Source organism: Dichotomicrobium thermohalophilum, from assembly GCF_003550175.1.
Lineage (GTDB): Bacteria > Pseudomonadota > Alphaproteobacteria > Rhizobiales > Rhodomicrobiaceae > Dichotomicrobium > Dichotomicrobium thermohalophilum.
The window spans coordinates 558,650-582,777 of the sequence record NZ_QXDF01000001.1 but is presented as its reverse complement, the minus strand read 5'-3'; the positions used below and the strand labels follow the sequence as shown (position 1 = coordinate 582,777).

Genomic DNA, 24,128 nt, shown 5'->3' with positions numbered 1-24,128 from the left:
TCCAGGTCGCGAGCGCCGTCTGGCTTCGCCCGCCCCTAGACGCGGCCGAAACCTCACGATGCGGCAAATGCGCCGCCGCCCTTTCTTATCGTTGATATGGGAAAACACATGAGCGGGGCGAACGCTCAATAACTTCCGTCAAATTTTACGCCGTTTCCGTCGCATCCAGCCCATAGACGCTGTGCAGGGTGCGGATCGCGAGTTCGGCATAGTCTGCATCGATGAGAACACTGACCTTTATCTCCGAAGTCGAAATCGCTTCGATATTGATGCCTTTTTCCGCCAGCGCGCGGAACATCTGTGCCGCGACGCCAGCATGGCTGCGCATCCCCACCCCAATGATTGACAGTTTGGCAACATCTTCCGATCCGCGCAAATCCGAATATCCGATTTCGTCTTTCGCGGTCGCCAAAACGTCAAGCGTGCGGCGCAGGTCCCCCGCAGGCACCGTAAAGGTCATGTCCGTGTAGCGGCCGTCCTCCGAGACGTTCTGGACGATCATGTCCACGTTGATGTTCGCTGCCGCAAGCGGGCCGAACACACGCGCGGCAACGCCCGGTTTGTCCGCAACATTGAGCAGGGTGACCTTGGCCTCGTCCTTCGCATAGGCGATCGAGCTTACAACCTGCTGTTCCATGATCTCACTCTCATCACATACGAGCGTTCCCGGCCAGTCATCGCCGCCGGTCTCTGGCGGCGCGAAACTGGACCGCACCTGCAGCGGCACGCCGTGGACCATTGCCAGTTCGACCGAGCGGGTCTGTAGAACCTTCGCGCCGAGTGACGCCATTTCCAGCATTTCCTCATAGGAAATCTTCGGAATCCGGCGGGCTTTTGGCACGATGCGCGGGTCAGTCGTGTAGACGCCGTCGACATCGGTATAGATATCGCAGCGGTCGGCTTTCAAAGCTGCCGCGACGGCCACCGCGCTGGTGTCAGAACCGCCGCGGCCCAACGTGGCGATGCGCCCATCCCCGGCGATGCCCTGGAAGCCTGCAACCACCGCGACCTCGCCGCGACCCAGGCTCTCGCGCAGCGCGTCCGACTCGATATCCATGATGCGCGCCGCGCCGTGCGCTTCGTTGGTGCGGATCGGCACCTGCCAGCCGAGCCACGAGCGGGCCGGGATGCCCATGTCCTGGAGGATAATGGCCAGCAGGCCGCTCGTCACCTGCTCGCCGGCGGCGACAACATTGTCATACTCGCAAAGATCATGTCGCGCCGCAGCCTCGCGCACTAATCCGACGAGATGGTCTGTCTGCCCGGCCATGGCCGAAACAACGACGGCCACCTGATGCCCCGCCTGCACTTCGCGCCGGACATGCCGCGCCACGTTGCGGATGCGCTCCACATCCGCAACCGACGTCCCGCCGAATTTCATAACCAGTCGCGCCAAGACACCTGCCTCTTTCGCCCTGCACCGCGATCAAAATGCGTTCCGCTTATAGCATGCGCGGCGACTGCTGCAAGTGGGCCACAGCGGCCAAAGCTGCGGGCTCCGCGCACATCTGCTACCCTTCCGCGCATGAGCCAGTCAGACAGTACATTGGACGAACGCGAGGTCGAGCGGTTCCGCGCGCTCGCGGCGAAGTGGTGGGACCCGGAAGGCGAATTCGCGCCGCTGCACGCGATAGGGCCGGAGCGGCTGCGCTTCCTCCGCGAGCAGTTGGTGCTCCATTTCGCACGGGACCGCAACGCGCCGGAGCCGCTTGAGGGGCTGCGCATCGCCGATATCGGCTGCGGTGGTGGCCTTGTATCGGAGCCGCTGGCTCGCCTGGGCGCGTCCATCACGGGCATCGACCCGGCGGAGGAGAATGTCGCGGCGGCGCGCGCCCATGCCGCTGATAGCGGACTGGAGATCGACTATCGCGCCGCGCGGGTGGAAGACCTTGCGGCCGAGGGCGCGCAATTCGACGCGGTGATCGCACTGGAAGTCGTTGAGCATGTGCCGGATGTCCCGGCGTTCATCAACGTCTGCACCTCAATTCTCCGGCCCGGCGGGCTGATGCTGCTGTCGACCATTAACCGCACCGCCAGGGCATTCGCTCTGGCCATCGTCGGCGCCGAATACGTGCTGCGCTGGCTGCCGCGCGGGACGCATCAGTGGGACCGCTTCGTGACCCCGGATGAGTTGGCGGAAGCTCTGCGCGCGAGCGGGCTGCGCGTGGTGGAGACACGCGGGCTGACCTTTAACCCGCTGACGCGGGAATGGCGGCTGTCGGATGATACCGGCGTCAACTATTTCATGTCCGCCGCCAGGCCAGCGTCCGATTAGAACAGTTTTTGATCATAAGGAGCCACTAGATCAACGTCATGCCTGTGCTTGACACGGGCATCCATTACTGCGGCCAGTGAGCTTAGAAGCTGGATTGCCGGATCAAGTCCTGCAAAGACGAAATGTCGGGGCATTTCTGTCGGAGCGACAAGCGCTCTAATTGCCGCCGCTCTGCTGCTGCATCATCTGGCGCATCTGCTCACATGGGTCGGGGCGCTCGGCGCGCGGCGTCAGCCAAAAGAAATCCGCGATCGGCGTTCCGTCCGGGCCGGTCTCGACGTAATCGCGGGGCGCGGCGCGCTCGCCGTCCAGTTCCACCAGCGCCACCACCGCCACGTCGCTCTCAGGCGCGCGTCGGCGCAGATACCACGGCACCCCCCGGTCCGCGCGCACATGGCCGTTCCCGGCGATGAGCAAGGCCGTCTCGCGCTCCGCCGTAAGCATCCCCTCGGCCATGAAGGCGTCGCGCAGCCTCTGGACCTTCGCCATGGGCGCCAGCTTTTCGCGCGAAAGCATCTGGCAGTGGCCCTCGTAGAGTTCGTCCATCAGCGCGTCGGACAGCGCTGGGGAAAGCGGCTCGTCGAGCGCAAGTTCGGCCTTGCGCGCTTTGCCGAGACTGTCGAAGCCCTGCTCAGCCGTCTGGCGCGTCAAGTTGCTCGGCGGGTTTCCAGGCCCGATGGGCAGCCCGGCCGCGAACGCCGCCTCTGCGATCGGCTGATAGAATTGCCATTCCGGCCAGCCCGACTCGCCCCAGTTCAGCGCCGGGCCGAGCCCCGCAGCCGTGGGTTCCGGCTGCGCCAGATAGGCGGACAGCGCCTCTGCCTTATCCCGGGAAATCATCTCCATGACGACCGCCGGCGAGGCGCCCGCCATCGCCAGCCGCGCGATGATCCAGCCCTGCAGCCGGTGGTGGTCCGGGTTGTCGTGAATTTCACCGATCAGCACGAAGCGGGCCTGCGCCAGCCGGTCGATCAGCTCAGCCGGGTCGATCGTCGCGCCGGCGCGCGCATCCCACACCGTTCCGGCCATTTCGCTATCCGCGTGTATCGGCGCCTGCCAGTCGGTCCATGGTTCGGCGGCCTGCATCGGTGTCGCCATCGCCCATGTCAGCGCGAGGACGGCAAGAAAAGAGCGCAGCATGGGCGTTCTCGTCATTCTTGCGGCACGGCGGTCTCAGGGCCGGTACGGTGATCCCAGACCTCGGGCAGTTGTGGTTCCCCGCGGCCAGCGCGGATCATGTTCATGAAGCGCACGAAAAGGTAATGGCTGTCCTGCGGCCCAGGCGAACCTTCCGGGTGATACTGCACGGAGAATACGGGCCGATCCTCCACCCTTATCCCGCAGTTGCTGCCGTCGAACAGCGAAACATGGGTCTCCCTGATACCGGCGGGCAGGCTGTCGCGGTCCACCGCGAAGCCGTGGTTCATCGACGTGATCTCGACCTTGCCTGTGGTGTAGTCCATGACCGGATGGTTGGCGCCGTGGTGGCCCTGATGCATCTTCTTGGTGCGACCGCCCAGCGCGAGCCCCAGAAGCTGGTGGCCAAGACAGATGCCGAACAGCGGCTTGCCCGAGTCGATCAGCTTCTTGATCTCCGGCACCGCATATTCGCCCGTCGCCGCCGGGTCGCCGGGACCGTTGGAGAGGAAGATTCCGTCCGGTTCGCGCGCGAGGATATCTTCCGCGCTCGTCGTCGCCGGAACGATGGTCACGCGGCAGCCCGTCGTCGCCAGACAGCGCAGGATATTGCGCTTCAGCCCGTAGTCCACGGCAACAACGTGCGCCGTCGGCTGCGTTTGCCGGCCGTAGCCGTCCGGCCAGCGCCAGATAGTCTCGTCCCACTGGTAGCTCTGGCCGCAGGTGACGTTGCGCGCAAGGTCCATGCCCTCGATACCCGGCCAGGCCTCCGCCTCCGTCTTCAGCGCGTGCATGTCGAAGGTACCGGACGGGTCATGCGCGATCACGGCGTTCTGCATCCCGCGCTCGCGGATCAGTGCCGTCAGCGCGCGGGTATCCACGCCGGCGATACCGATGATGCCGCGCTGACGCAGCCAGTCATCAAGCGCGCGCGTCGCACGGTAGTTCGATGGGTCGGTGATGTTGGCCCGGAGCACGCAGCCGCGCACGCCGGAGCTGGCAGCCAGGTTGGACGTCTCAATGTCCTCGGCGTTGGTTCCGACATTGCCGATATGTGGAAAGGTGAAGGTAATGATCTGCCCGGCATAGGACGGGTCAGTGAGAATTTCCTGATAGCCGGTCATCGCCGTGTTGAAGCAGACCTCACCGCAGGCCTGCCCGGTGGCGCCAAGTCCCGCCCCGCGAATGACCGAACCGTCAGACAGCACGAGAACCGCAGTTGCGCGGACGGGAAGCCCATGTCTGGGCCGTGCAGCAGCGGGGCCGCTCGCAGGCAAATGGCCACCGAGCGGGGACGGATCGGTCGGGTGATCGGTCATGCGGTTTTCCTGCTACGGGTCTCTTAACGGTAGGCGCAACGCGCCCCTGAGACGGCTTGACCGGCGCGGCGAACGTCGCCATGTTCGCGCCATTCATCGGGCATTGTGGGGAAGGTACGTAGGGGACTGGACGGGGTCAAGGGCGCCAGAGCGCGCACCCGGACAACCATTTCAGCAGCGACGGCCTTGCGCCGCGCGCGGGCTCTTGCCGAATTTTCGGCAGCCGCGTACATCCCCCAATGTCAAGGCAAGAGAGAGGACTGGCTGTCGTCAGCCTGGACACCAATGATACGCGACGAAATCAACCGCGCGCTGAAGGAAGCCATTGCGGCCGGTGACAAGCGACGCATCCATACGCTGCGGCTGATCAACGCGGCCATCCACGATCGCTCCGCGGCGAAAGGCGCCAATGGCGAGGGCAGCCTGGACCAGGGCGATGTCGTCGAGTTGTTGCAGCAGATGGTCGAGCAACGGCGCCGGGCGGCGCACGATTACGAGCAATCCGGGCGGCTGGAGCTGGCGCAGCAGGAACTGGACGAGATCGAGATCCTCAAATCTTTCCTGCCGCAGGAGCTGGACGAGCCGCAGACCCGCCAAGAATGCCAGAAAGTGGTGCGGGAGATCGGAGCGTCCGGCCTGAAGGACGTTGGCCGCACCATGAACGCGCTCAAGGCGCGCTACAAGGACAAGATGAACTTCGCCAAGGCGAGCCGCTACGTGCGCGAAATGCTGAAGTGACGGCTCACCGTTGCGCCAGGCGCGCGCGCTTCGGCGACGGCGCTGCTTCGGCCCGGCGGTCCGTCAAGACACGGCTGACCGCGCGCCCGGAAAACCGGGACGCCCAGTACAACTCCCCATATTGCAGCCCGGACTCGAAGCCGATCGGCAGATTGCCGCTGCCGTCGTCGAAGAACATGTGCACCTTCTTCAGGATGCCGTCGGTGTCGCGGCTGAAATCCATCGACGCAATGCTCGCCTCCGCGATCATCGGCATGAGCGGGAAAGGCTGGTAATAAAGCTCGTCGGCGTGCTCTTCGTCATAAGCGGGCGCGCTGGCGACGCTGGCGCGGGCGATCGTGCGCGGTTCGGGCGCGGCCGGTATTTCTTCGGGCGGTGTCGGAACCGACGCCGTCTGAACCGTCTCTGGCTCTGTGGCCTCGCCGAGGTTGAAGCCCGAAACTGCGGGACCGAGACTGGCGAGGATCGGGCGCGGCGCGCGCTTGAGTTGCTGCCGTGTGGCCCAGGGCAGCGGCTTGCCTTCCTTTTCCAGCTTGGCGAGCGCGACCTTCACGTCTTTCTTGCGCAGCGGCCGGCCATCCGCAGGCACATGTTTCGTCTTGCCCGAAGGGAAGAGCAGCGCCAGTTCCTGCCGCGGGAGCCTTGGCCAGTGGCGCACGCGCGCAACGTCCAGATGCACGAACGGGATGGCCGAAGTCGGATAGTAGCCGACGCCGCCATACTGACGGATCAGCCCGGCGTTGCGCAACCGCTTGACCGGCACGTCCGGGAAATGAACATCCGCAGCGTTGCCGAGGATATGCTGGCTCTTGCGCGCCTGGCCGCCCTTGGTCCGTCGCAGCATGTTGTTCGTCTTCTGGGAGCGATAGCCCGATATCAGGTGTACGGGTTCCTTCGAGCCCACTTGCTGGTGCACTTCCCAAATCAGGTCGATCAGTTCCCGCGACATCTTTGTCTTTTCGTCGCGGCGCCAGTCGCGCATGATCCAGTCGATCTTGTCGAGCGCCTCGGGGATATACTCACCGTCGCGCTTGTAGACGACGTCGATGCTCTCTTTCGTGTTGACGCTGTAAATCTGCAGGCGGCGCTCGGTCGCGTCCACGCCAGCCGCCGCCGCCAGCAGGATGCCCCAAGCGGCAACAAGCGTCAGACAAATGGATTGGAAGAGCTTGCGAAACGCGCGGAACATCCGGTCCCCGTGGGCAACGCCGGCGCCTGCTCCCACTGCAAGCACCTGAATACCCATCGTTTTAAACGTTCATACTTAACGGGGAGTAATTGCCGCAAATTGCGGGGAAAACATGGCGGACGCCGCCACCCCGCCTGCCGCGACGGGGTGCCGCATCTCTCAGGGACACCGCAGGATTAGGGCGGCTAGCTCGCCTCCAGCGCCTCCAGAATGCGGTCGTCGTATTTGTAGATATCCGCGAAGAACCGGACCCCGCCATCCTCGGCGACTGCAGCCGTGAAGTAGGTCACGTGGACCGGCAGCTTCTGCTCCAACCGGATGGCGCGGTTGTTGCCGCGCTCGATGGCTCGCGAGATCGACTGCTTGCTCCAGCCTTCCGTGCGCATGATCGCGGCCGCGAAATCCCGCGGGTTACGTACGCGCATGCAGCCGTGGCTGTAAGCCCGCCGCGAGCGGTTAAACAGGTGCTTCGACGGCGTGTCGTGCAGATAGACCGAGTGCTTGTTGGGGAACAGGAACTTGATTTCGCCGAGCGCATTGCCTCGTCCCGGAGACTGACGCAGGCGCACCTTGCTCGCATCCACGCGGTCCCAGTCCACTTCGTACGGATCGACGCGGCGGCGCCCCCGCCAGAGCACCTGAAAATTCTGCCGCGTCAGATAACTCGGGTTGCGCTGCGCAATCGGCAGGATCTCGTTCTTCGTGATCGAGTACGGCACGTTCCAGTACGGGTTGAAGACAACCAGTTCCATCTCGTCGGAGAAGGACGGCGTGGCATGCCGCGGCTTGCCCACGACGATGCGCTCCTCGAACACCGTGTCCCCGTTCTCGACAAGGCGGACCTTGAATTCCGGGACGTTGACCCGGACATACCTCTCGCCCAGGTTGTTCGGGAACCAGCGCCAGCGCTCAAGGTTGACCCGAATGGTGTCGATCTTGTCAGCCGGGCTGCGGTTGAGCGCACGGCGCGTCGCCGGACCGATCAGTCCGTCGATATGCAGACCATTCTTTCTCTGAAATCTGCGGATCGCGGCGACGAGGGTCTCGTCATAGGTTTCGGGCGCAACGGTGTTCGGCACGTCCAGCCGCTTCCGTACGAGCGGTACATGCGGGTGCGAGTCGCCAGGTTCGATCAGGTCGCCGTCGGGAATCCGCACCGGCTCGCGCTGTGCAACGGTGCGCAGTTCACGCAGGCGCTCCAGCAACCCGACGAATTGCGGATGCGACGGGTGGAAGCCCTCCAGGTACGCCGCGACATCCGCGCTCGCCGCCAGCCCGCGCAGCACTTTGAGCGGATCAGGCGCGTCGGGCGTGATATCGAGGTTGCGGCTGATCGACCGCGGATCGAGATGGCCTGACTGCGCATGCCGCGCATATGCCAGCACTGAACGGCTGATGCGATATTCGGCGTTTGCCAGCCATTGCGCCTCACGCCCCTCGGCCGCGGCAAAGCCGTCCGCTTCGGGCAGCGGGTAATTTTCCGGGTTCAGATCAAAAGTTTCGGCGCGCGCGACGACATCCGCAACGGCCCGCGCGCGGTCGTTCAAACCCTGCTCGTTCACCCAGAGGAATTCGTAGCCGCTTTCGGCGTAGAACTCGGCCATACCGCCGCGTTCGCGCTTCTCGGCCTGGGAAATGTCCTTGAAGCGCTCGCTCAACCGTGCCTGCAGCTTGAAGGCCACGGCGTCCATCCGGCTGATAAGCTCTTTCGGCGCGCCCGGCTCCACGGCCTGCGCGGGCATCGCGCCAAAGGCAACCGCCGCTACGGCAAGGGCGGAAAAGAGACCTCTCAGCATCGCACCCCTCAATTTGCGTTTCGTCGGGACGATAGCCGATCGCTGCCCCGGCCGCTATCCGTCGCCGATAAATTGTGCGTGTTCGCCCCGGTCTGTGTCGCCCATGCACAGCTTATGCGCGCAGCGATCCAATCCACCCGCCGAGCTTCGCCGCCCCTTTCTGCATATCCGCCAGGTTGCCGGCATAGGATAGACGGACATAGCGATGGCCGCCCTCGGGGTCGAAGTCGATGCCGGGGGTTATCGCCACGCCAGCCTCGCTTAACGCTCGGGCCGCGAAGTCCCGGCTGTCATTGGTCAGGTGACTGACATCGGCGTAGATGTAGAAAGCGCCGTCCGCCGGGGCCAGTTCGCCGAAGCCGGCATCGCCAAGGACGGACAGAAGGTGCTCCCGGTTGCGCGCATAGCCCGCCTTGATCTGGTCCAGTTCTTCCGTGGCGTCGAAGGCGGCGGTCGCCGCGATCTGCGACAGGGTCGGCGCGCAAATGTAAAGATTCTGCTGAAGCCGCTCGGCCGTGCGGATCAGCCGTTCCGGCACGACCATCCAGCCGATGCGCCAGCCGGTCATGCAGTAGTATTTGGAGAGGCTGTTGATGACGATCGCATCGTCTGAGAAGCGCAGCGCCGTCTGCGCCTCGATCGTGTGCTCCAGCCCGTGATAGATCTCGTCGGAGATGAACCACATGCCCTGCGAACGGCAATAGTCGATCAGGTTGGCCATGTCCGATGGACCAAGCATGGTCCCGGTCGGGTTGGCCGGGCTGGCAACGATCAGGCCGTTCAGACCATCGACGCGCCCGGCCGCCTCCTCCAGCGCCCGCGGCGTCGGCATCCAGTGCTCGACCGGACCCGCTTCGACCGCGACGGGCCGCAGTCCGAGGGCGCTGGCGATGTGCCGGTAGCAGGGATAACCAGGCTGCGGCAGGCCCAGCGCTGCCCCATGGTCGAACAGCATCAGGAAGGCGAGAGAAAACCCCGCCGATGAGCCGGTCGTGACGATGATCCGCTCGGGCGCAACATCGACCGCATGGCGCTCGGCATAATACCGGGCGATCCGCTGACGCAGTTCCGGCAGACCGGGTGCATCTGTGTAGCCGTGCGCGCCGCTGTCCAACGCCTGCCGCACTGCCGCGCGCGCCTTTTCCGGCGCGGGACTGGCCGGCTGGCCGATTTCCATATGGATGACCTCCTCGCCCGCCGCATCGCGACGGTTCGCCTCGGCCATGACATCCATCGCCACGAAGGAGTCGATCTGCGCGCGCCTCGAGATTTGGGGATCGCTCATCGTCTTTCCGCTCCTAAGCGTTCACTGTTTTGTTACCCAAGCTGTCCGTCACGCTTTCGTCAATCTCGCCATGTTAATCGTCTGCGTATACTGCGCGCGGCGCGGAGCGCGTTGACCGGCGTAAAACCGTGCCCTAGGTTTTCGAGGACAAGACGCGGCGCGCAGATGCAATCCACACAATCTATTTCGAGATGCCCATGTTCGCTTATTTCGGCCGCTTACGGCGATGGTTCGGCAGAGGCGATCGTTTTGCCGCGACGCGCGTTTCGCGCGGTCCCGCACGGCATCGCTCGCTGAAACTCCGGACTGCCGCCATTCTGACGGCGGCTCTTACATTCACGGCCAGCGCATCGCCCGCCGCCGCGCAGGGACTGATCCGCGACGCCGAGATCGAAAATCTCATGCAGGACTATGCCGGGCCGATCCTCGAAGCGGCGGGGCTCGGTTCGCAGAACATCAACATCCATCTGGTCAATTCGGAGAGCTTCAACGCCTTCGTGGTCGACGGCCGCAACATGTTCATTCATGTCGGCGCGATCATGCAGGCCTCCACGCCGAACCAGCTCATCGGCGTGATTGCGCACGAAGCCGGCCACATTGCCGGCGGGCATCTGTCGCGGCTGCGCACGCTGATGCAGCGCGCCCAGAGCGCCTCGCTCATGCTCCAGCTTCTCAGTATCGCCGCGGCGGCCGCTGGCGCTGCGACCGGCGCAGGCGGTGACGCGGCCCAAGCGGGTCAGGCGCTCGCGCTGGGGGGACAGACGGCGCTCATGAACACGATCATGGCCTATCGCCGCGCTGAGGAATACGCCGCGGACCAGGCGGCGGTGACCTATCTGAACCGCACCGAGCAGTCAGGCCGGGGCATGATCGAGGTGCTCGAGTTTTTCGCCGAGCGCGAGCTTGCATCGGTCGGCGTCGTCAACCCCTATTCACGGACTCACCCGATCTCCCGCGACCGCATTCAGCAGATGAAACAGCTCGTGCGGCAAAGCCCTTATTACGACAAGCGCGACCCGAAGGAATTGCGCAGGCGCCACGCGCTGGCACGCGCGAAGCTCGACGGCTTCATGAACAAGCGCAATCCGCAGGCGGTCTTCAACAAGTATCCGCAATCCGATGACAGCTTGCCTGCACGTTACGCCCGCGCCATTGCCCGTAACTTCGCCGCCGGCGTCGACGCGGCGCTGCCGGAGATCAACGCCCTGATCGAGACGCAGCCGAACAACCCGTATTTCCGCGAGTTGAAGGGGCAGTTCCTGCTCGAAAGCGGGCAAGTCAAGCAGGCGATCCCGCCGCTCAAGAAGGCCGTGGAACTGGCGCCCGATGCCGGGCTGATCCGCATCATGCTGGCCCAGGCGCTGCTGGCCGAGGGCGGGAAGCCCAACCTCAACGCTGCCGTAGACCATCTGCGCAAGGCGCTGGTGACCGAGGACAAGTCCGCGACCGGCTATCGCCAACTCGCCATCGCTTATGGCCGGCTCGGCCGTATCGCCGATGCCGAACTTGCCTCCGCGCAGGCCTATTTCTACGAGGGCAAGCTGAAACTTGCAAAGGAACAGGCCGAACGCGCCAAGGCCGGCTTTCCGCCGCATTCGGCGTCCTGGGTCAAGGCCGACGACATCGTGAATTTCGAACCGCCTCAGCGGTAAGTGTTTGAACAGCGATCATTCCGAAAGGTCCGAGCATGAAGAAACTTGTGATTGCGGCTGCCGTCCTGGCCGTCTCCACCCTGTTCACCATTCAGCCGCGCGCGGCGACAACAGATCAGTTCAACGATGAACAGGAAAAGGCGATCCAGGAGATCGTCCGCTCCTACCTTCTCAAGAACCCGGAACTGCTCGAAGAGGTTATCGCCGAGCTGCAGAAAAAGCGCGAGGCCGAGGCCGCCGTGGCCCGCCAGGAATATCTGCGCGAACTCTACAGCGCCGACTCCAAATACAAGCGCTTCAGCATGGGTAAGGGTGATGTGGTCGTCGTGGAGTTCATGGACTACAACTGTCCCTTTTGCCGCAAGGCTTACGCAACCCTGCGCGACCTGATGGACGAAACCGACATCGAGGTCCGCCTCATCGAGTTTCCCGTGCTCGGCCCAGGGTCGACCGTGGCATCGCAAGCCGCGCTCGCTGCCGAGAAACAGGGCAAATATGTCGAGTTTCACGATGCCTTGATGAGTTTGAGTCAGCGCATCGAAAACGAGGAGACGATCTTCAAAGTCGCCGAGGAGGTTGGCCTGGACGTGGACCAGCTCAAGACGGACATGCAGGATCCCGAGATCAACGCGCTGATCGACGAGAATCTGCAACTTGCGGATGCGCTGGGCGTTCAGGGGACCCCGGCCTTCTTTGTCGGTGACACGTCGATCCCCGGCGCGCCGGAAAATCTGCGCGACGAGTTGATCACGGCGATTGCCGAAGCGCGCGAAGGCTGCGCGGCCTGCTGATCGCGGCAGGCATCGCCTGCTACGGTGCTTTGCAAGACCGGCAATATTTGCTAGGCAAAGCCGCGCGCCGACGCTGCCTCCAGGTCGCGCGCGGCCAGCCCGTTCTCTATCCGAGACCGAGATGCCCAAGCCCGTCTTTGTCCTCAATGGCCCCAACCTGAACCTTCTCGGCGAACGCGAGCCGGAGGTGTACGGTCACGAGACGCTGGACGACATCCGCGACCGGCTGGAGGCAAGCGCGGCTGGCAAGGGACTCACGGTCGATTTCCGGCAGTCCAACCGAGAAGGTGAACTCGTTGACTGGATTCAGGAGGCGCGCACTGCCGCATCCGGCATCATTATCAACCCGGCGGGCTATGGCCATACATCCATAGCGATCCTTGATGCCCTGTTAGCGGCCGCCGACATTCCTTGCATCGAGGTGCATCTGTCGAACATCTACAAGCGCGAGTCCTTCCGGCACCGGTCGCTGGTCTCGCAGGCGGCGACAGGCGTGATCTGCGGTCTCGGATCGCTGGGCTATGACCTGGCGCTGGAAGCGATGGCGACCCGGCTGAAGGTGGCGCCATGACGGGGAACAGCGAGGCAAACCAAGAACCATGAATGAAAAATCGAAATCTCCGCTTATCGATGAGGACGCCATTCGCGGTCTGGCGGAAGTGCTGAATGACACCGGCCTCAGCGAGATCGAGGTGGAACAGAAGGGTCTGCGCATCCGGGTGGCGCGCAACGTGACCGCGACGGTCAGCGCTCCGGCACCCGCGCCCGCGCCAGCCGCAGCCCCGGCGGAGACGACGCCGGCGCAGAAACCCGCCGCCGATCCGGACGCGGACCTCGCCACACATCCCGGTGCCGTCACCTCCCCTATGGTCGGCACGGCCTATCGCGCACCGGAGCCAGGCGCCGCGCCGTTTGTGGAAGTCGGCACCACCGTCGAACGCGGCCAGACGCTCATGATCGTCGAGGCGATGAAGACGATGAACCACATCCCCGCGCCGCGCGCCGGAACCGTTACCGCCATCCTCGTCGAAAACGGCCAACCCGTCGAATATGGCGAGCCGCTGATGATCATCGAATGACGGAGCGGAGCCCGGCATGTTCGACAAGGTCCTGATCGCCAACCGCGGCGAGATCGCTCTGCGCATCCAGCGCGCCTGCAAGGAGCTGGGTATCGCCACAGTGGCCGTCCATTCGACGGCCGATGCCGACGCGATGCATGTCCGGCTCGCTGACGAGAGCGTGTGCATCGGGCCACCTTCGGCGTCTGAAAGCTACCTGAACATCCCGGCGCTGCTCGCAGCCTGTGAGATTACAGGCGCGGATGCTGTCCACCCCGGTTACGGCTTCCTGTCCGAGAACGCGCGCTTCGCAGAAATCCTCGAAGAGCACGAGATCACCTTCATCGGCCCCAGTTCGGAGCATATCCGGCTGATGGGCGACAAGATCCAGGCGAAGGAGACCGCCAAGAGCCTGGGCATTCCGGTCGTTCCCGGCTCGGAAGGCGCGGTGACGACGGACGAACAGGCCTACAAGATTGCCGGCGAGATCGGCTATCCGGTGCTGGTGAAAGCGGCGGCGGGCGGCGGCGGGCGTGGCATGAAGGTCGCGCACTCGGAGGACCGGCTGTCGGTCGCGCTGTCGACGGCGCGCTCCGAGGCACAGGCAGCCTTCGGCGACGACGCGCTTTACATCGAGAGATATCTCGCCCAGCCGCGCCATATTGAAATTCAGGTGCTCGGCGACGGGCGCGGCAATGCGATCCATCTGGGCGAGCGTGACTGCTCGCTCCAGCGCCGCCACCAGAAGGTCTGGGAAGAAGCGCCCTCGCCCGCGCTCAACGACGAACAGCGCCGTGAGATCGGCGAGACGGTCGCTCAAGCGATGCGCGCCATGAAATATCGCGGCGCAGGAACGGTCGAGTTCCTCTACGAGAACGGTCAGTTCTTTTTTATCGAGATGAACACCCGGATCCAGGTCGAACACCCGGTGACAGAGATGATTACTGGCATCGACCTGATTATCGAGCAAATCCGCATCGCCTCTGGCGCGCCCCTTACGCTTGCGCAGGAGGACATCGAGTTCAACGGCCACGCGATCGAATGCCGCATCAACGCCGAGAACCCCACGACCTTCGCGCCGTCACCCGGCAAGATACGCTATTTCCACCCGCCCGGCGGGCTGTCCGTGCGCGTCGATTCGGGAGTCTACGCAGGTTATTCCATCCCGCCCTATTACGACAGCCTGATCGGCAAACTGATTGTCCACGGCCGGCATCGGAACGAATGCCTCATGCGGCTCAAGCGCGCATTAAGCGAGTTCGTGATCGACGGCATCGAAACCACGATCCCGCTTTATGCTATGCTGGTCTCCGAGCCGGACATCGTGGATGGCCTTTACGACATCCACTGGCTCGAAAAATTCCTCGACGAGCACTAAATCGTCGGCGATGAGGGGGCGCTAGCCCCGGGATAGCATCGAGCGGTGGAGTTGCATGGGATCGCCATCCGATCTCAATACGGAAATCACGCCCCAGGTCCTTCTCAAGGCCTATGCCTGCGGCATTTTCCCGATGGCCGAAAGCGCGCTGGATCATTCACTGTTCTGGGTTGAACCGGAGCTGCGCGGGATCCTGCCGCTCAACGAGGTCCATGTCCCGCGCCGGCTGGCCAGGACGATCCGTCAAGGACGGTTCGAGGTCCGCGTCGATTCGGACTATCACGGCGTCATTGACGGCTGCGCCAGCTCACGCCCGGGTCGGCGGACGACCTGGATCAACTCGCAAATCCGCCGACTCTACAGCCAGCTTTTCAAGATGGGGCACTGCCACACGGTCGAGACCTGGCTGGATGGAGAGCTTGTGGGCGGGCTTTACGGCGTGGAGCTGGGCCGCGCTTTCTTCGGCGAGAGCATGTTTTCCTATGAGCGGGACGCCAGCAAGGTGGCGCTGGTCTATCTGGTCGCGCGGCTGATTCACGGCGGCTTCACGCTGCTGGATACGCAGTTCGTTACCGAACATCTCAAGACTTTCGGCGCGCGGGAGATCGGCCGCGAACAGTTCCAGAGCCTGCTGGCGACCGCGGTGCGCGGCAAGGCCGACTTCTATCGGCTCTCGGAGGACACCTCGCCCTCGGGCATCTTGCAGTTGGTCAACCAGACGTCGAACACCGGGTGCTCAACCCCGTGAATGCCGGGGCTTTCGGCGAACATCCAGCCCGTGAAGATGCGCTTTTCCTTGCCGTCGAGTTGAATCTCGTCAATCTCGACGAACACGGAGGTGCGCGGTCGCTCGGTCGGCGGGCGGGTATAGCAGGCGCGCGGGGTGATCTTCAGAGCGCCGAAAACCGTGGTCTCGTCAATCGTGATCTCAAGCTTCGAGACCCGCGCTGTCACCTTATCGAGCGCGGCGAACACGGCGACATTGTTGGCGATCTTGGCGGCTTCCGCCGGCACGGCGGCGAGCGTCAGGAAGGCCGCTGCAGCAATCGCTCCCAGTCGTGCCATCATGCACAGTCTCATTGCCTAGAGGCGTCTCTGTTTGACTATTGGCGCGTTGCGGCCACGCGCAGGCGCATGTAATCGGCGAACCACTGGCCGTCGCTGGCGCGCAGCACCGGCTCCAGCAGATCGGTGACCCATTTGAGCACTTTGTCCTTCCGATGCCCGAACTGCTCGAAGAAAGGCGGGCGGAAGGTCATCAGCCACCCTTTCATCCCGGTCGGCAGCGGCGTCGGCCGCGCGACCAGCGCCGTGCGCTCGACCGTGAAGCCCGCGCCCTCCAGCCGCGCCTGGTATTCGCCCGGCGTCGGGAAGAACCAAGGCCCGGCCAGCGCCGCGTCGCCGCCGAATTTGTCGGCTGCCGCGCGCATGGCCGTTACGCAGGCCGCCACATTTCCGTGCCCGCCGAATTCGGCAACAAAGCGGCCGCCAGGCTTCAGCGCGCGCCTGACCCCGTCGATGACCGCATCGGCGTTGCGCATCCAGTGCAGCGCGGCGTTGGAGAACACCGCGTCGAACTCCTGGTCGAACGGAAGCGCCTCGCCATCTATGTGCCGCGCGTCAATACCCCGCTCGCGCGCTGCGCCCAGCAGGTCCTCGCTGGTGTCCGCGCCGACGACTTCCGCACCCGCCTCGACGATCTTCTGGCTGAGAACGCCATCGCCACAGCCCAGATCAAGAATGCGCTCGCCCGGCTGCGGCGCCAGCCAGTTCAGGATTTCCACGCCATATTCGGAAACGAAGCGGGCATTCCTATCATAACCCGCCGCGCTCCAGGTCTGCGCGCGTTCCGGCCGCGCCGCGGCTCCTGTCGTCTGTTCGCTCATTCTGCCTGCCAGGGTTCATAGTCCGGCTCGCCCTGGGGGCGCGGATGCGGACGCAAAATGCTTCCCGGCGGGCGATAGGCCTGCGGCGTGCCGGTCATGTTGGGGATGTGCGGCTTTTCCCACGGCTTGGCGCGGTAGGCCTCTTCGGTCGGGGGCGTGTCGACCGTGTAGTGCAGCCAGGCGTGCCACTCCGGCGGGACCTTGGAGGCTTCGGCCACGCCGTTATAGATGACCCAGCGGCGCGGCTTGCCGAGGGGGCCCTTGCCGTCGCGCTGTTCATAATACTTGTTGCCCCACTCGTCCTCGCCGACCAGCCGGCCGTGGCGCCGCGTGAACAGCTTCGTGCCCAGGGTCGCGCCGTTCCACCAGGTGAAGATATCAGAAATCAGGCTCATACCAGCGATCAACTTTTTTCATTTGTCGCGCAATATGGCACCGCCATAGACTCAAGTCCAGTTTACGGGCAGCGGACAGGCTCCGCTGCAAACAGCAGGATTCCCGATTTTGGCTTCTTCGCGCATCTCGGCAACGCCGTTGTTGTGGCTGATTGTGTTGGCGGCCGGCCTTGTGCTCGTCATCAACATGGGCATCCGCCAGAGCTTCGGGCTGTTCCTTAATCCGATCAGCCTTGATCTTGGGCTCGGGCGCGAATCATTCGCGCTGTCGATGGCGCTGCAGAACCTGATGTGGGGCCTCACGGCGCCCGCGGCTGGTGGTCTGGCGGATAAATATGGCGCCGGTCGGGTCCTGACTGTTGGCGCGCTCTGCTATGTTGGCGGTCTGCTCATCATGGCGAACGCAGCGGGCGAAGCGAGCCTGCTGACCGCCGGCGTGCTGATCGGTCTGGGCGTGAGCGGCACGGGCTTCACCACCGTGCTCGGCGTCGTCGGCCGCGCCGCGCCGGAGGAAAGCCGCGCCAAGGCGCTGGGGCTGGCCAGCATGGGCAGCGCCATCGGTATGTTCGCCGCGCTGCCATATGTCCATGTGCTGATCGACGCTTACGGCTGGTCCTGGAGCCTCGTGCTGCTGGCGCTCACCGCCGCGATCATGGCCCCGCTGGGCTGGATGCTTGCCTCGGGCGCCGGGCGCGAGGCTGCGGGCCGGGCAGCCAGTACAATCGCAGCCGGCGAGCAGACGATCCGCGCCGCGCTCACCTCAGCCATGCCCGACCGTGACTTCCGGCTGCTGTCCGTCGGGTTCTTCGTCTGCGGGTTTCACATCGCCTTCGTTGCGACACACCTCCCCGCCTTCGTGACCGATCAGGGCTTCAGCGCCGAGACCGGGATGCTTGCGCTGATGATCATAGGCATCGGCAATATCGCGGGCACCTATCTCTTTGGCCAGCTTGGCGGACGCTACGAGAAGCGTCACCTGCTCGTCTTCCTTTACGCTGCAAGAGCTGCGGTGTTCCTGGCCTTCGTGCTGCTGCCGATGACCTATTACAGCTTGCTGGCCTATTCGGCGGTGCTCGGCCTGCTGTGGCTGGCGACGGTCCCGCTGACGAGCGGCCTGGTCGCGGACATGTTCGGACCGCGGTGGATGTCCATGCTGTTCGGCATTACCTTGTTTTCCCACCAGATCGGCAGCTTCCTTGGCGCGTGGCTGGGCGGGTATCTCTATGATATTTTCCAGAGCTATGACATCATGTGGTGGATTTCGATCGCGCTGGGGCTGATATCGGCGATTGTGCACGGCTCCATCCGCCAGCGTCGGCCTGCCCCGGCCGGTCAAGCGGCATCCTGAAGGAGACCGCGAATGCCACGCTCGATGACATTGCTGGTTCTGTTGGCTGGCGCTTTCCTTATTGCCGGCGCGGCGGCCTTGTGGCTGGAGCGCGGCAACGCCATGCTGCTCGACTTGTCCTCTAGCGTCTCGTCCTTCATGTGCCTGTAACCGCGCGCCCCAGCCAGGATGTCGCGCCCTCGCCCCAACTCTTGCCAAGCCCGTCCGCCAATCTCAAAATAGCGCGCACTTCAGCGAAGTCGGGCCGCTATCGCGTCTTGTCGCGCCTCAACAAGCAAAAACGCCCGCCGACCCAGGGAGCGAAACACCGATGAGCCGCTATCACGACGTCTACCGCGAATGGCAAAATGACCCGGAGGGCTTCTGGGCCAAGGCTGCCGAGGAGATCGACTGGGAGAAGCCCGCGGACAAGATCCTCGATCCCGATATGGGCGTCTATGGCCGCTGGTTCGTCGGCGCGGAATGCAACACCTGCTACAACTGCCTCGACCGGCACGTGCCGACCCGCGGTGACCAGCCGGCACTGATTTATGACAGCCCGCTGGCCGGCGCGCAGCGCACCTACAGCTATCGTGAGCTTCGGGACGAGGTGGCGCTGTTTGCGGCCGTGCTGCGGGATATGGGCGTCGAGAAGGGCGACCGCGTCATCATCTACATGCCGATGATCCCGGAGGCGGCGATCGCGATGCTCGCCTGCGCGCGGCTCGGCGCAATCCACTCGGTGGTGTTTGGCGGCTTCGCGGCACACGAATTAACCACGCGCATCAACGACTGCAACCCCAAGCTAATCCTGTCGGCTTCCTGCGGTATCGAGCCCGGCCGGATCGTCAAATACAAGCCGCTCTTGGATGAAGCGATCGCGCACGCCGAGACCAAGCCGCAGGCGACGCTGATCTACCAGCGCCCGCAAGCCTATGCGCCGCTGTTCGCGCCGCGCGATCATGACTGGATGCAAGCAGTGGAGCGTGCGCGCCTGGCCGGGGAACATGCGGACTGCGTCACCGTCGCGGCGACCGACCCGCTCTACATCCTTTACACCTCGGGCACAACCGGGGTGCCGAAAGGCGTCTTACGCGACAACGGTGGCCACATGGTCGCGCTCAAATGGACGATGAAGAACCACTACAACATTGACCCGGGCGACGTGTGGTGGACCGCCTCGGATGTCGGATGGGTGGTCGGACACTCTTACATCGTCTATGCCCCGCTGCTGCACGGCGCCACGACGATCATGTACGAGGGCAAGCCGGTCGGCACTCCGGATGCTGCCGCCTTCTGGCGGGTGATCTCCGAACATGGGGCAAAAGCGCTGTTCACCGCGCCGACAGCATTCCGCGCCATCAAGCAGCATGACCCGAGCGGGCAGCTCGCCGGCAACTACGACCTGTCGAAGTTCGAAACGTTGTTCCTCGCAGGCGAGCGCGCCGACCCGGACACCATCCGCTGGGCAGAGAAGGTGCTCAACGTTCCGGTGATCGACCACTGGTGGCAGACGGAGACGGCCTGGGCCATCGCTGGCAACCCCGTCGGCCTGGGCATGCTACCGGTCAAATACGGCTCTCCGACCGTGCCGATGCCGGGCTACGACCTCCGCATCCTCGATGAGCAAGGCTATGACGTGCCGGCCGGGCAGAACGGCTCGATCTGCATCAAACTGCCGATGCCGCCGGGCTGTCTGCCAACGCTGTGGAACAACGACGAGGGCTTCAAGAAGTCCTATCTCAACGACTACCCCGGCTATTACAAGACAGGTGATGCCGGCTATCTCGACGAGGACGGCTATGTCTTCGTGATGGCGCGCACGGACGACATCATCAACGTTGCCGGACACCGCCTATCGACCGGAGGGATCGAGGAGGTCATCGCGAACCACCCGGACGTGGCCGAGTGCGCGGTCGTGGGCATATCCGACCCAATCAAGGGGCAGGTGCCGGCCGGCTTTGTCGTACTGAATGCCGGCGTGAATCGTGAGCCGGCGGAAATCGAGTCGGAGATCATTCAGCTCGTGCGCGACGAGATCGGCCCGGTTGCCGCGTTCAAGCTGGCGCTGACGGTGAATCGGCTGCCGAAGACGCGCTCTGGCAAAATCCTGCGCGGCACGATGCGCAAGATCGCCGATGGCGAGGAATACCGCGTGCCGGCGACGATCGACGATCCCGCGATCCTGGACGAGATCAAGGAGCGGCTACAGGCGCACAGCGCGCGCTAGTGAAATGGGTGCCGCCATCACCATTGGCGGTGCCCAAACGTCCTGTCAGAATTTGAGGAAATGCGATCCGGCTTTCGGTCAGCGGGCCGCGGGTGCGTCTTTCACGGCCCCAAAAGAAATGAACTGAAACGCTGCCGATCATGGGTCCCCCCGATAACCCAGCGTTTCAGTTCTAAGATCCAGGCGAAGTAACGCACTCCGCGCTGAAGCACTTCAAGTTTTGTGCCTCTTAGCGGACCACGGGCACAGCCACGTCAGAGGCGCCCAGCTTCAGAGACGGCTCGGCAACTTCCTTGCGGCAAGCGCTGACGGCCGCAGCGGTGGCGACCACGGTGGCCACAACGATAACGCCTTTCAGACCCTTCATGATGATATCTCCTCTGAATTTACGGCAATTGCCGTTTTCAGACGTACCGGGGGCACGGGGGCAGATCAAGCGCGGCCCCGCCAAGCGCCGCCGGATTTCGGCCATGATGATGCGAAAAAGACACGTCAGGGTGGCGGGCGAAAGGTCACACCGCACGGTTGTTAACCGACTGTAAACAGGGCCTGGCCGGGCCTAGCGCCGGCGCATCGAGCCGCGCGGCTCCAGCGGCGCCGACCATGAGGGATCGGTGGCCGGATGCGGCGTCTCGAGCACACGCTCGCCGTTGCCGTTGAGGGAAATCACGACAAGTTCCGCCTTCCCCTGTTCCCCCTGTTGCAGCCGCGAAAACACCAGCGCCCGGCCGTTCGGAGCCCAGGAAAGACCGCCGATGTCCGGCGCAGCCGTCAGCAGCCGCTCCTGCGAGCCGTCGGGCTTCATCACCCCGAGGAATGCCTGCCCCTGCAGACGCTTGACGAAGGCGATGAAGTCGCCGCGCGGCGACCACACGGGCTCGGCATAACGCCCCTCGCCCCGGCTGATCCGCTGCTGCGAACGGCCATTCGCCCGCATGACGTACAGCTGCCGGGTGCCGCTGCGCCCGGAGACGAATACGACATGCCGACCGGAGGGCGAGAAGCTTGGCGCGGTGTCGATCGCGGCAGTCTCCGTCAGGCGACGGAGAGTTCGCGTGCGCAGGTCGATCTCGTAGAGATTGGCGTTGCCGCCACGTCGAAGGCTCATCACGATGCGATGGCCGTCGGGGGCGAAGCGCGGCGGCGCCATCAGGCCGGGAAAATCCCCGATCGTCTCCGTAAGACCGCGATGCAGGTCCCGCAGGATAAGTCGCGGCGCACCACCAGTATCCACGACATAAATGAGCTGCTGGGCGACAGGGCTGAACCGCGGCGACAGCGCGGGTTGGACGCCCTTGGTCAGATATTCGAGGTTCCGGCCGTCCTGATCCATTACGGCCAGCCGCGTGACCGGCGGCTCGACGTCATTGCGCTGCTCGATAAAGGCGATGCGCGTGTCGAAATAGCCGGGTACCCCTGTCACATTGGAGTAGACAGCGTCTGCGGCCACGTGGGCCAGCCGCCGCCAGTGCTGCTGCGGCGCGTAGTATTGCGCGCCCACGCGCTGCTGGCCGGACGCCACATCCCACAGGCGAAACGCCAGCCGCAGCCGCCCGCCCGGCGCGGATGTCACGCGACCGACCAAAAGCGCCCTGGCGTTCGTGGCACGCCAGTCCGTGAAGCTGGGCATGGCATTCAGGCTCACGCGCTCACGCACCAGCGCGGTCTGCTCCAGCGGGATGAAGGCCTGCGAACGCGCGAGGTCCGCGGCCAGCACACGCGCGATGCGCTGGGCCCATTCTTCGGTCTCGGCCGTGTCACTGGAAAAGGTCGGGATGGCGATGCGCACTGGAAGTTCGGAACCGTCCTCCTGCGTCTGCGCGGATGCGGACGCCGCCAGCGCAACGAAGATGACCGCCAGCAACGAGACGAACGCGCGGCGCAGAAGGCGCCGGATGAGGGCATGCCGCTGGGTGGGGAGGCGTCTCATATGCTCGCGTCGATCTGGCGGGAAACGATGGCGGAAAACTCCTGCGCGAAGTCCTTCATGCGCTGCTCGTGGCGGCGCACGGCGCGCTTAAGCCCGCGATGAAAGATAACCGCAACCACGCCGACGAAAAGCCCCAGGGCAGCCGCCAGCAGCCCTCGCGCCGCCGCCGGCGCCAAGCCGGCGAAGTTCTCGGACGTCGTGAACCCCGCCATCAGCGCCCACAGCGCGCCCGCCAGCCCGAGCAGCGGCGCGGCCGCACTGATCATGCCAAGCGCGGTCAATCCCCATTCAAGCCGATCCGTCTCGCGCGCAATCGATACCGCCATCAGCCGTTCCATCCGCCCTTGTACCCCAGGCACCGCGCGCGGCGAGGTGTCCAGCGTGCGTCGCCACTCATACATCGCGGCCATAAAGATTGCCGACAAGGAACCGGTCCGTTTGCCGTTCATGGATGCGTAAAGCTCGTCCAGCGATGGGCCGGACCAGAACAGCCGCTCGAAGGCGTCCGCTTCCTGCCGGACGCGGGTCAACTCGGTGTATTTGCTGGCAGCAGCGACCAGTGTCCAGATCAAGGCCGCGACGAGCACCAGCACGACCGCCTGAACCACCAATCCCGCCTCGCCGAACAGCGCGAAGACCGACACATCGGCCGGTGCGGCGAGGAAGAGACTGGCTGGGCTTTGCGACTCCATGACGATGGGCGGTTCCGGCGCGGTTGAAGGACGTCCACCTTCCTTGATCGGGGACTGTGGAAAAGGCGTGGCGCTCAGCCCGACTGCATCCAGCGCGTGACGCTCTCGGGCAAGGCGGTGGCCAGGCGCTGTGGCCTGCCTGTTTCGTCGACGAGGACAATCTGCACCCGCGCGCTCACCAAACGCTCGCCGTCGCGCATCACGTTCTGCGCCAGCGTGAAGGCCGCGGCGGTCTGCTCCGCCGGCTCGGTGACGACTTCCAGCACATCATCGATCCGTGCCGGCCGCAGGAAATCGATCTCCATGCGCCGCACCACGAACACCAGCCGCGCGCCCTCGCCCGCCGCCAGCGCGCTGTGGTGCACGCCGAGCAGGCGGATCATGTCGGAGCGCCCCCGTTCCATGAAGCGCAGATAGCTGGTGTGATACACCAGACCGGAGAAATCGGTGTCCTCGTAATAGACGCGCACGGGCAGGACGTGCCGCCCCGCCTCCAGCCGGCCGGCGAGATCCGGCCAGTCCTGCGCGCCGGCCTCAGACATTCAGCGTCCCTTCCTTCGCGCGCCTGAAGACCTCTTCTTGTTGTTCCTTCAGGAATTGACGCTCATCCGTAACGGCAATCCCAAGATCGCGCGCACCAGCAATAAACCCACGCAACGTTTCCGGCTCCATATCTCCGGTGTCGACATTCTTTTGGTTGACGACAATGGCACTGAGAAGCGGCAGACCGTTCCGATAACTGTACTCAAGGAGATTCCACAGATGCGACGGCATCGCGTGACGCACCGCAAAAGACCACTTCAATCCGCTCGCTTCCGCGAGTTGTTTGTAGCTCAGGAATTGACCCCGCGAAGCGGCGTCCCTGATGGCAGCAAGAGACTTCTCGAATGAAAGCCCTTTGCCCTGGCGGCGAGCGTGTTCAGCCAAAATCTCAGTATATTTCGGTTCTTCAGTCTTGCCCGCCTTCCGATAGTTTTCCAAAAGGTTTGCGATTTGCTCATCGTCGAGTTTGTCCAGATCGAAATCTTTCAGTCCGGCCATGCAGCACCT

The 24,128-nt window shown here is 64.2% G+C and carries 25 protein-coding genes; 11 read left to right on the top strand and 14 right to left on the bottom strand.

Annotated elements, in window-relative coordinates; translation table 11 throughout:
- Positions 1 to 145: 145 nt before the first annotated feature.
- Positions 146 to 1,396: an aspartate kinase gene (locus BXY53_RS02660; RefSeq protein ID WP_119060382.1), complete on the bottom strand. Its 1,251-nt coding sequence runs from the start codon at positions 1,394 to 1,396 to the stop codon at positions 146 to 148.
- 129 nt (positions 1,397 to 1,525) lie between these two features.
- Here BXY53_RS02660 and ubiG point away from each other — a divergent pair, with 129 nt between their 5' ends.
- Positions 1,526 to 2,275, top strand: coding sequence for a bifunctional 2-polyprenyl-6-hydroxyphenol methylase/3-demethylubiquinol 3-O-methyltransferase UbiG (gene ubiG / locus BXY53_RS02655; RefSeq protein ID WP_119060381.1), 750 nt, complete (start codon positions 1,526 to 1,528; stop codon positions 2,273 to 2,275).
- 156 nt (positions 2,276 to 2,431) lie between these two features.
- On the opposite strand, the gene BXY53_RS02650 is transcribed toward ubiG, so the two are convergent.
- Positions 2,432 to 3,415, bottom strand: coding sequence for a ChaN family lipoprotein (locus BXY53_RS02650; RefSeq protein WP_170144308.1), 984 nt, complete (start codon positions 3,413 to 3,415; stop codon positions 2,432 to 2,434).
- Positions 3,416 to 3,426: 11 nt separating this feature from the next.
- A complete protein-coding gene (gene carA / locus BXY53_RS02645) occupies positions 3,427 to 4,731 on the bottom strand; it encodes a glutamine-hydrolyzing carbamoyl-phosphate synthase small subunit (protein ID WP_119060379.1) in 1,305 nt (434 codons plus the stop codon).
- Positions 4,732 to 5,016: 285 nt separating this feature from the next.
- Here carA and BXY53_RS02640 point away from each other — a divergent pair, with 285 nt between their 5' ends.
- Positions 5,017 to 5,469 (top strand): GatB/YqeY domain-containing protein, encoded by a 453-nt coding sequence (locus BXY53_RS02640; protein WP_245410335.1) that lies wholly within the window; start codon positions 5,017 to 5,019, stop codon positions 5,467 to 5,469.
- A 4-nt stretch (positions 5,470 to 5,473) separates the two neighbouring features.
- Here the strand turns inward: BXY53_RS02640 and BXY53_RS02635 are convergent, their stop codons facing one another.
- The 3 genes from BXY53_RS02635 to BXY53_RS02625 all read right to left on the bottom strand — a co-directional run bounded on the left by BXY53_RS02635 (position 5,474) and on the right by BXY53_RS02625 (position 9,739).
- Positions 5,474 to 6,658, bottom strand: coding sequence for a peptidoglycan L,D-endopeptidase MepK (locus BXY53_RS02635; RefSeq protein WP_170144307.1), 1,185 nt, complete (start codon positions 6,656 to 6,658; stop codon positions 5,474 to 5,476).
- Positions 6,659 to 6,843: 185 nt separating this feature from the next.
- Complete coding sequence (locus tag BXY53_RS02630; protein ID WP_119060377.1) at positions 6,844 to 8,454, bottom strand: L,D-transpeptidase family protein; 1,611 nt, start codon at positions 8,452 to 8,454, stop codon at positions 6,844 to 6,846.
- A gap of 112 nt (positions 8,455 to 8,566) precedes the next feature.
- A complete protein-coding gene (locus BXY53_RS02625; RefSeq protein WP_119060376.1) occupies positions 8,567 to 9,739 on the bottom strand; it encodes a pyridoxal phosphate-dependent aminotransferase in 1,173 nt (390 codons plus the stop codon).
- A gap of 197 nt (positions 9,740 to 9,936) precedes the next feature.
- Between BXY53_RS02625 and BXY53_RS02620 the strand changes: the two genes are divergently transcribed.
- The 6 genes from BXY53_RS02620 (at position 9,937) to aat (ending at position 15,366) form a co-directional block, all read left to right on the top strand.
- Positions 9,937 to 11,391: a M48 family metalloprotease gene (locus tag BXY53_RS02620; RefSeq protein WP_119060375.1), complete on the top strand. Its 1,455-nt coding sequence runs from the start codon at positions 9,937 to 9,939 to the stop codon at positions 11,389 to 11,391.
- 35 nt (positions 11,392 to 11,426) lie between these two features.
- Entirely contained in the window at positions 11,427 to 12,182 is a 756-nt protein-coding gene (locus BXY53_RS02615) for a DsbA family protein (RefSeq protein ID WP_119060374.1), read from the top strand.
- A gap of 121 nt (positions 12,183 to 12,303) precedes the next feature.
- The gene (gene aroQ, locus BXY53_RS02610) at positions 12,304 to 12,753 is read left to right on the top strand and encodes a type II 3-dehydroquinate dehydratase (protein ID WP_119060373.1); all 450 of its coding nucleotides are present in this window, start codon (positions 12,304 to 12,306) and stop codon (positions 12,751 to 12,753) included.
- 28 nt (positions 12,754 to 12,781) lie between these two features.
- Positions 12,782 to 13,261 carry an acetyl-CoA carboxylase biotin carboxyl carrier protein gene (gene accB, locus BXY53_RS02605; protein ID WP_119060372.1) on the top strand — a complete coding sequence of 160 codons (480 nt, stop codon included), beginning with the start codon at positions 12,782 to 12,784 and terminating at the stop codon, positions 13,259 to 13,261.
- Between the two features lie 16 nt (positions 13,262 to 13,277).
- Positions 13,278 to 14,618: an acetyl-CoA carboxylase biotin carboxylase subunit gene (accC, locus tag BXY53_RS02600; RefSeq protein ID WP_119060371.1), complete on the top strand. Its 1,341-nt coding sequence runs from the start codon at positions 13,278 to 13,280 to the stop codon at positions 14,616 to 14,618.
- Positions 14,619 to 14,673: 55 nt separating this feature from the next.
- Entirely contained in the window at positions 14,674 to 15,366 is a 693-nt protein-coding gene (gene aat, locus BXY53_RS02595) for a leucyl/phenylalanyl-tRNA--protein transferase (RefSeq protein WP_119060370.1), read from the top strand.
- Here the strand turns inward: aat and BXY53_RS02590 are convergent.
- The 3 genes from BXY53_RS02590 to BXY53_RS02580 are packed head-to-tail and all read right to left on the bottom strand — an operon-like array spanning position 15,282 to position 16,899.
- Positions 15,282 to 15,686, bottom strand: a complete 405-nt coding sequence (locus tag BXY53_RS02590; protein ID WP_245410334.1) for a DUF2155 domain-containing protein — start codon at positions 15,684 to 15,686, stop codon at positions 15,282 to 15,284. The genes aat and BXY53_RS02590 overlap by 85 nt on opposite strands.
- Positions 15,687 to 15,721: 35 nt before the next feature.
- A complete protein-coding gene (locus tag BXY53_RS02585; protein WP_119060368.1) occupies positions 15,722 to 16,504 on the bottom strand; it encodes a class I SAM-dependent methyltransferase in 783 nt (260 codons plus the stop codon).
- Positions 16,501 to 16,899, bottom strand: a complete 399-nt coding sequence (locus BXY53_RS02580) for an NADH:ubiquinone oxidoreductase subunit NDUFA12 (RefSeq protein WP_119060367.1) — start codon at positions 16,897 to 16,899, stop codon at positions 16,501 to 16,503. Before BXY53_RS02580 ends, BXY53_RS02585 begins: the two co-directional genes overlap by 4 nt.
- A gap of 109 nt (positions 16,900 to 17,008) precedes the next feature.
- On the opposite strand from BXY53_RS02580, the gene BXY53_RS02575 reads away from it, so the two are divergent.
- The 3 genes from BXY53_RS02575 to BXY53_RS02570 all read left to right on the top strand — a co-directional run bounded on the left by BXY53_RS02575 (position 17,009) and on the right by BXY53_RS02570 (position 20,456).
- On the top strand, positions 17,009 to 18,247 hold the full coding sequence (locus BXY53_RS02575; RefSeq protein WP_210209126.1) for an MFS transporter: 1,239 nt from the start codon (positions 17,009 to 17,011) through the stop codon (positions 18,245 to 18,247).
- A gap of 12 nt (positions 18,248 to 18,259) precedes the next feature.
- Positions 18,260 to 18,397, top strand: a complete 138-nt coding sequence (locus BXY53_RS14070; RefSeq protein WP_170144306.1) for a hypothetical protein — start codon at positions 18,260 to 18,262, stop codon at positions 18,395 to 18,397.
- A gap of 160 nt (positions 18,398 to 18,557) precedes the next feature.
- Positions 18,558 to 20,456 (top strand): propionyl-CoA synthetase, encoded by a 1,899-nt coding sequence (locus BXY53_RS02570; protein ID WP_119060366.1) that lies wholly within the window; start codon positions 18,558 to 18,560, stop codon positions 20,454 to 20,456.
- Between the two features lie 229 nt (positions 20,457 to 20,685).
- Here the strand turns inward: BXY53_RS02570 and BXY53_RS14065 are convergent, their stop codons facing one another.
- From BXY53_RS14065 to BXY53_RS02550, 5 genes are all read right to left on the bottom strand, one after another.
- A complete protein-coding gene (locus BXY53_RS14065) occupies positions 20,686 to 20,823 on the bottom strand; it encodes a hypothetical protein (RefSeq protein ID WP_170144305.1) in 138 nt (45 codons plus the stop codon).
- 192 nt (positions 20,824 to 21,015) lie between these two features.
- The gene (gene tolB, locus BXY53_RS02565) at positions 21,016 to 22,386 is read right to left on the bottom strand and encodes a Tol-Pal system beta propeller repeat protein TolB (protein WP_119060365.1); all 1,371 of its coding nucleotides are present in this window, start codon (positions 22,384 to 22,386) and stop codon (positions 21,016 to 21,018) included.
- Positions 22,383 to 23,078 (bottom strand): MotA/TolQ/ExbB proton channel family protein, encoded by a 696-nt coding sequence (locus BXY53_RS02560; protein ID WP_119060364.1) that lies wholly within the window; start codon positions 23,076 to 23,078, stop codon positions 22,383 to 22,385. The genes tolB and BXY53_RS02560 overlap by 4 nt, the downstream gene beginning before the upstream one ends.
- Before the next feature lie 74 nt (positions 23,079 to 23,152).
- Entirely contained in the window at positions 23,153 to 23,620 is a 468-nt protein-coding gene (gene ybgC, locus BXY53_RS02555; RefSeq protein ID WP_119060363.1) for a tol-pal system-associated acyl-CoA thioesterase, read from the bottom strand.
- Positions 23,613 to 24,119 carry a hypothetical protein gene (locus BXY53_RS02550; RefSeq protein WP_119060362.1) on the bottom strand — a complete coding sequence of 169 codons (507 nt, stop codon included), beginning with the start codon at positions 24,117 to 24,119 and terminating at the stop codon, positions 23,613 to 23,615. The genes ybgC and BXY53_RS02550 overlap by 8 nt, the downstream gene beginning before the upstream one ends.
- Between the last annotated feature and the right edge of the window lie 9 nt (positions 24,120 to 24,128).

Bases quoted from the DNA above. Each gene is read 5' to 3' on its own strand.
- ubiG (WP_119060381.1), top strand. From the start codon at position 1,526: ATGAGCCAGTCAGACAGTACATTGGACGAACGCGAGGTCGAGCGGTTC.
- BXY53_RS02650 (WP_170144308.1), bottom strand. From the start codon at position 3,415: ATGCTGCGCTCTTTTCTTGCCGTCCTCGCGCTGACATGGGCGATGGCG.
- carA (WP_119060379.1), bottom strand. From the start codon at position 4,731: ATGACCGATCACCCGACCGATCCGTCCCCGCTCGGTGGCCATTTGCCT.
- BXY53_RS02640 (WP_245410335.1), top strand. From the start codon at position 5,017: ATGATACGCGACGAAATCAACCGCGCGCTGAAGGAAGCCATTGCGGCC.
- BXY53_RS02635 (WP_170144307.1), bottom strand. From the start codon at position 6,658: ATGTTCCGCGCGTTTCGCAAGCTCTTCCAATCCATTTGTCTGACGCTT.
- BXY53_RS02630 (WP_119060377.1), bottom strand. From the start codon at position 8,454: ATGCTGAGAGGTCTCTTTTCCGCCCTTGCCGTAGCGGCGGTTGCCTTT.
- BXY53_RS02625 (WP_119060376.1), bottom strand. From the start codon at position 9,739: ATGAGCGATCCCCAAATCTCGAGGCGCGCGCAGATCGACTCCTTCGTG.
- BXY53_RS02620 (WP_119060375.1), top strand. From the start codon at position 9,937: ATGTTCGCTTATTTCGGCCGCTTACGGCGATGGTTCGGCAGAGGCGAT.
- BXY53_RS02615 (WP_119060374.1), top strand. From the start codon at position 11,427: ATGAAGAAACTTGTGATTGCGGCTGCCGTCCTGGCCGTCTCCACCCTG.
- aroQ (WP_119060373.1), top strand. From the start codon at position 12,304: ATGCCCAAGCCCGTCTTTGTCCTCAATGGCCCCAACCTGAACCTTCTC.
- accB (WP_119060372.1), top strand. From the start codon at position 12,782: ATGAATGAAAAATCGAAATCTCCGCTTATCGATGAGGACGCCATTCGC.
- accC (WP_119060371.1), top strand. From the start codon at position 13,278: ATGTTCGACAAGGTCCTGATCGCCAACCGCGGCGAGATCGCTCTGCGC.
- aat (WP_119060370.1), top strand. From the start codon at position 14,674: ATGGGATCGCCATCCGATCTCAATACGGAAATCACGCCCCAGGTCCTT.
- BXY53_RS02590 (WP_245410334.1), bottom strand. From the start codon at position 15,686: ATGATGGCACGACTGGGAGCGATTGCTGCAGCGGCCTTCCTGACGCTC.
- BXY53_RS02585 (WP_119060368.1), bottom strand. From the start codon at position 16,504: ATGAGCGAACAGACGACAGGAGCCGCGGCGCGGCCGGAACGCGCGCAG.
- BXY53_RS02580 (WP_119060367.1), bottom strand. From the start codon at position 16,899: ATGAGCCTGATTTCTGATATCTTCACCTGGTGGAACGGCGCGACCCTG.
- BXY53_RS14070 (WP_170144306.1), top strand. From the start codon at position 18,260: ATGCCACGCTCGATGACATTGCTGGTTCTGTTGGCTGGCGCTTTCCTT.
- BXY53_RS02570 (WP_119060366.1), top strand. From the start codon at position 18,558: ATGAGCCGCTATCACGACGTCTACCGCGAATGGCAAAATGACCCGGAG.
- BXY53_RS14065 (WP_170144305.1), bottom strand. From the start codon at position 20,823: ATGAAGGGTCTGAAAGGCGTTATCGTTGTGGCCACCGTGGTCGCCACC.
- tolB (WP_119060365.1), bottom strand. From the start codon at position 22,386: ATGAGACGCCTCCCCACCCAGCGGCATGCCCTCATCCGGCGCCTTCTG.
- BXY53_RS02560 (WP_119060364.1), bottom strand. From the start codon at position 23,078: ATGGAGTCGCAAAGCCCAGCCAGTCTCTTCCTCGCCGCACCGGCCGAT.
- ybgC (WP_119060363.1), bottom strand. From the start codon at position 23,620: ATGTCTGAGGCCGGCGCGCAGGACTGGCCGGATCTCGCCGGCCGGCTG.
- BXY53_RS02550 (WP_119060362.1), bottom strand. From the start codon at position 24,119: ATGGCCGGACTGAAAGATTTCGATCTGGACAAACTCGACGATGAGCAA.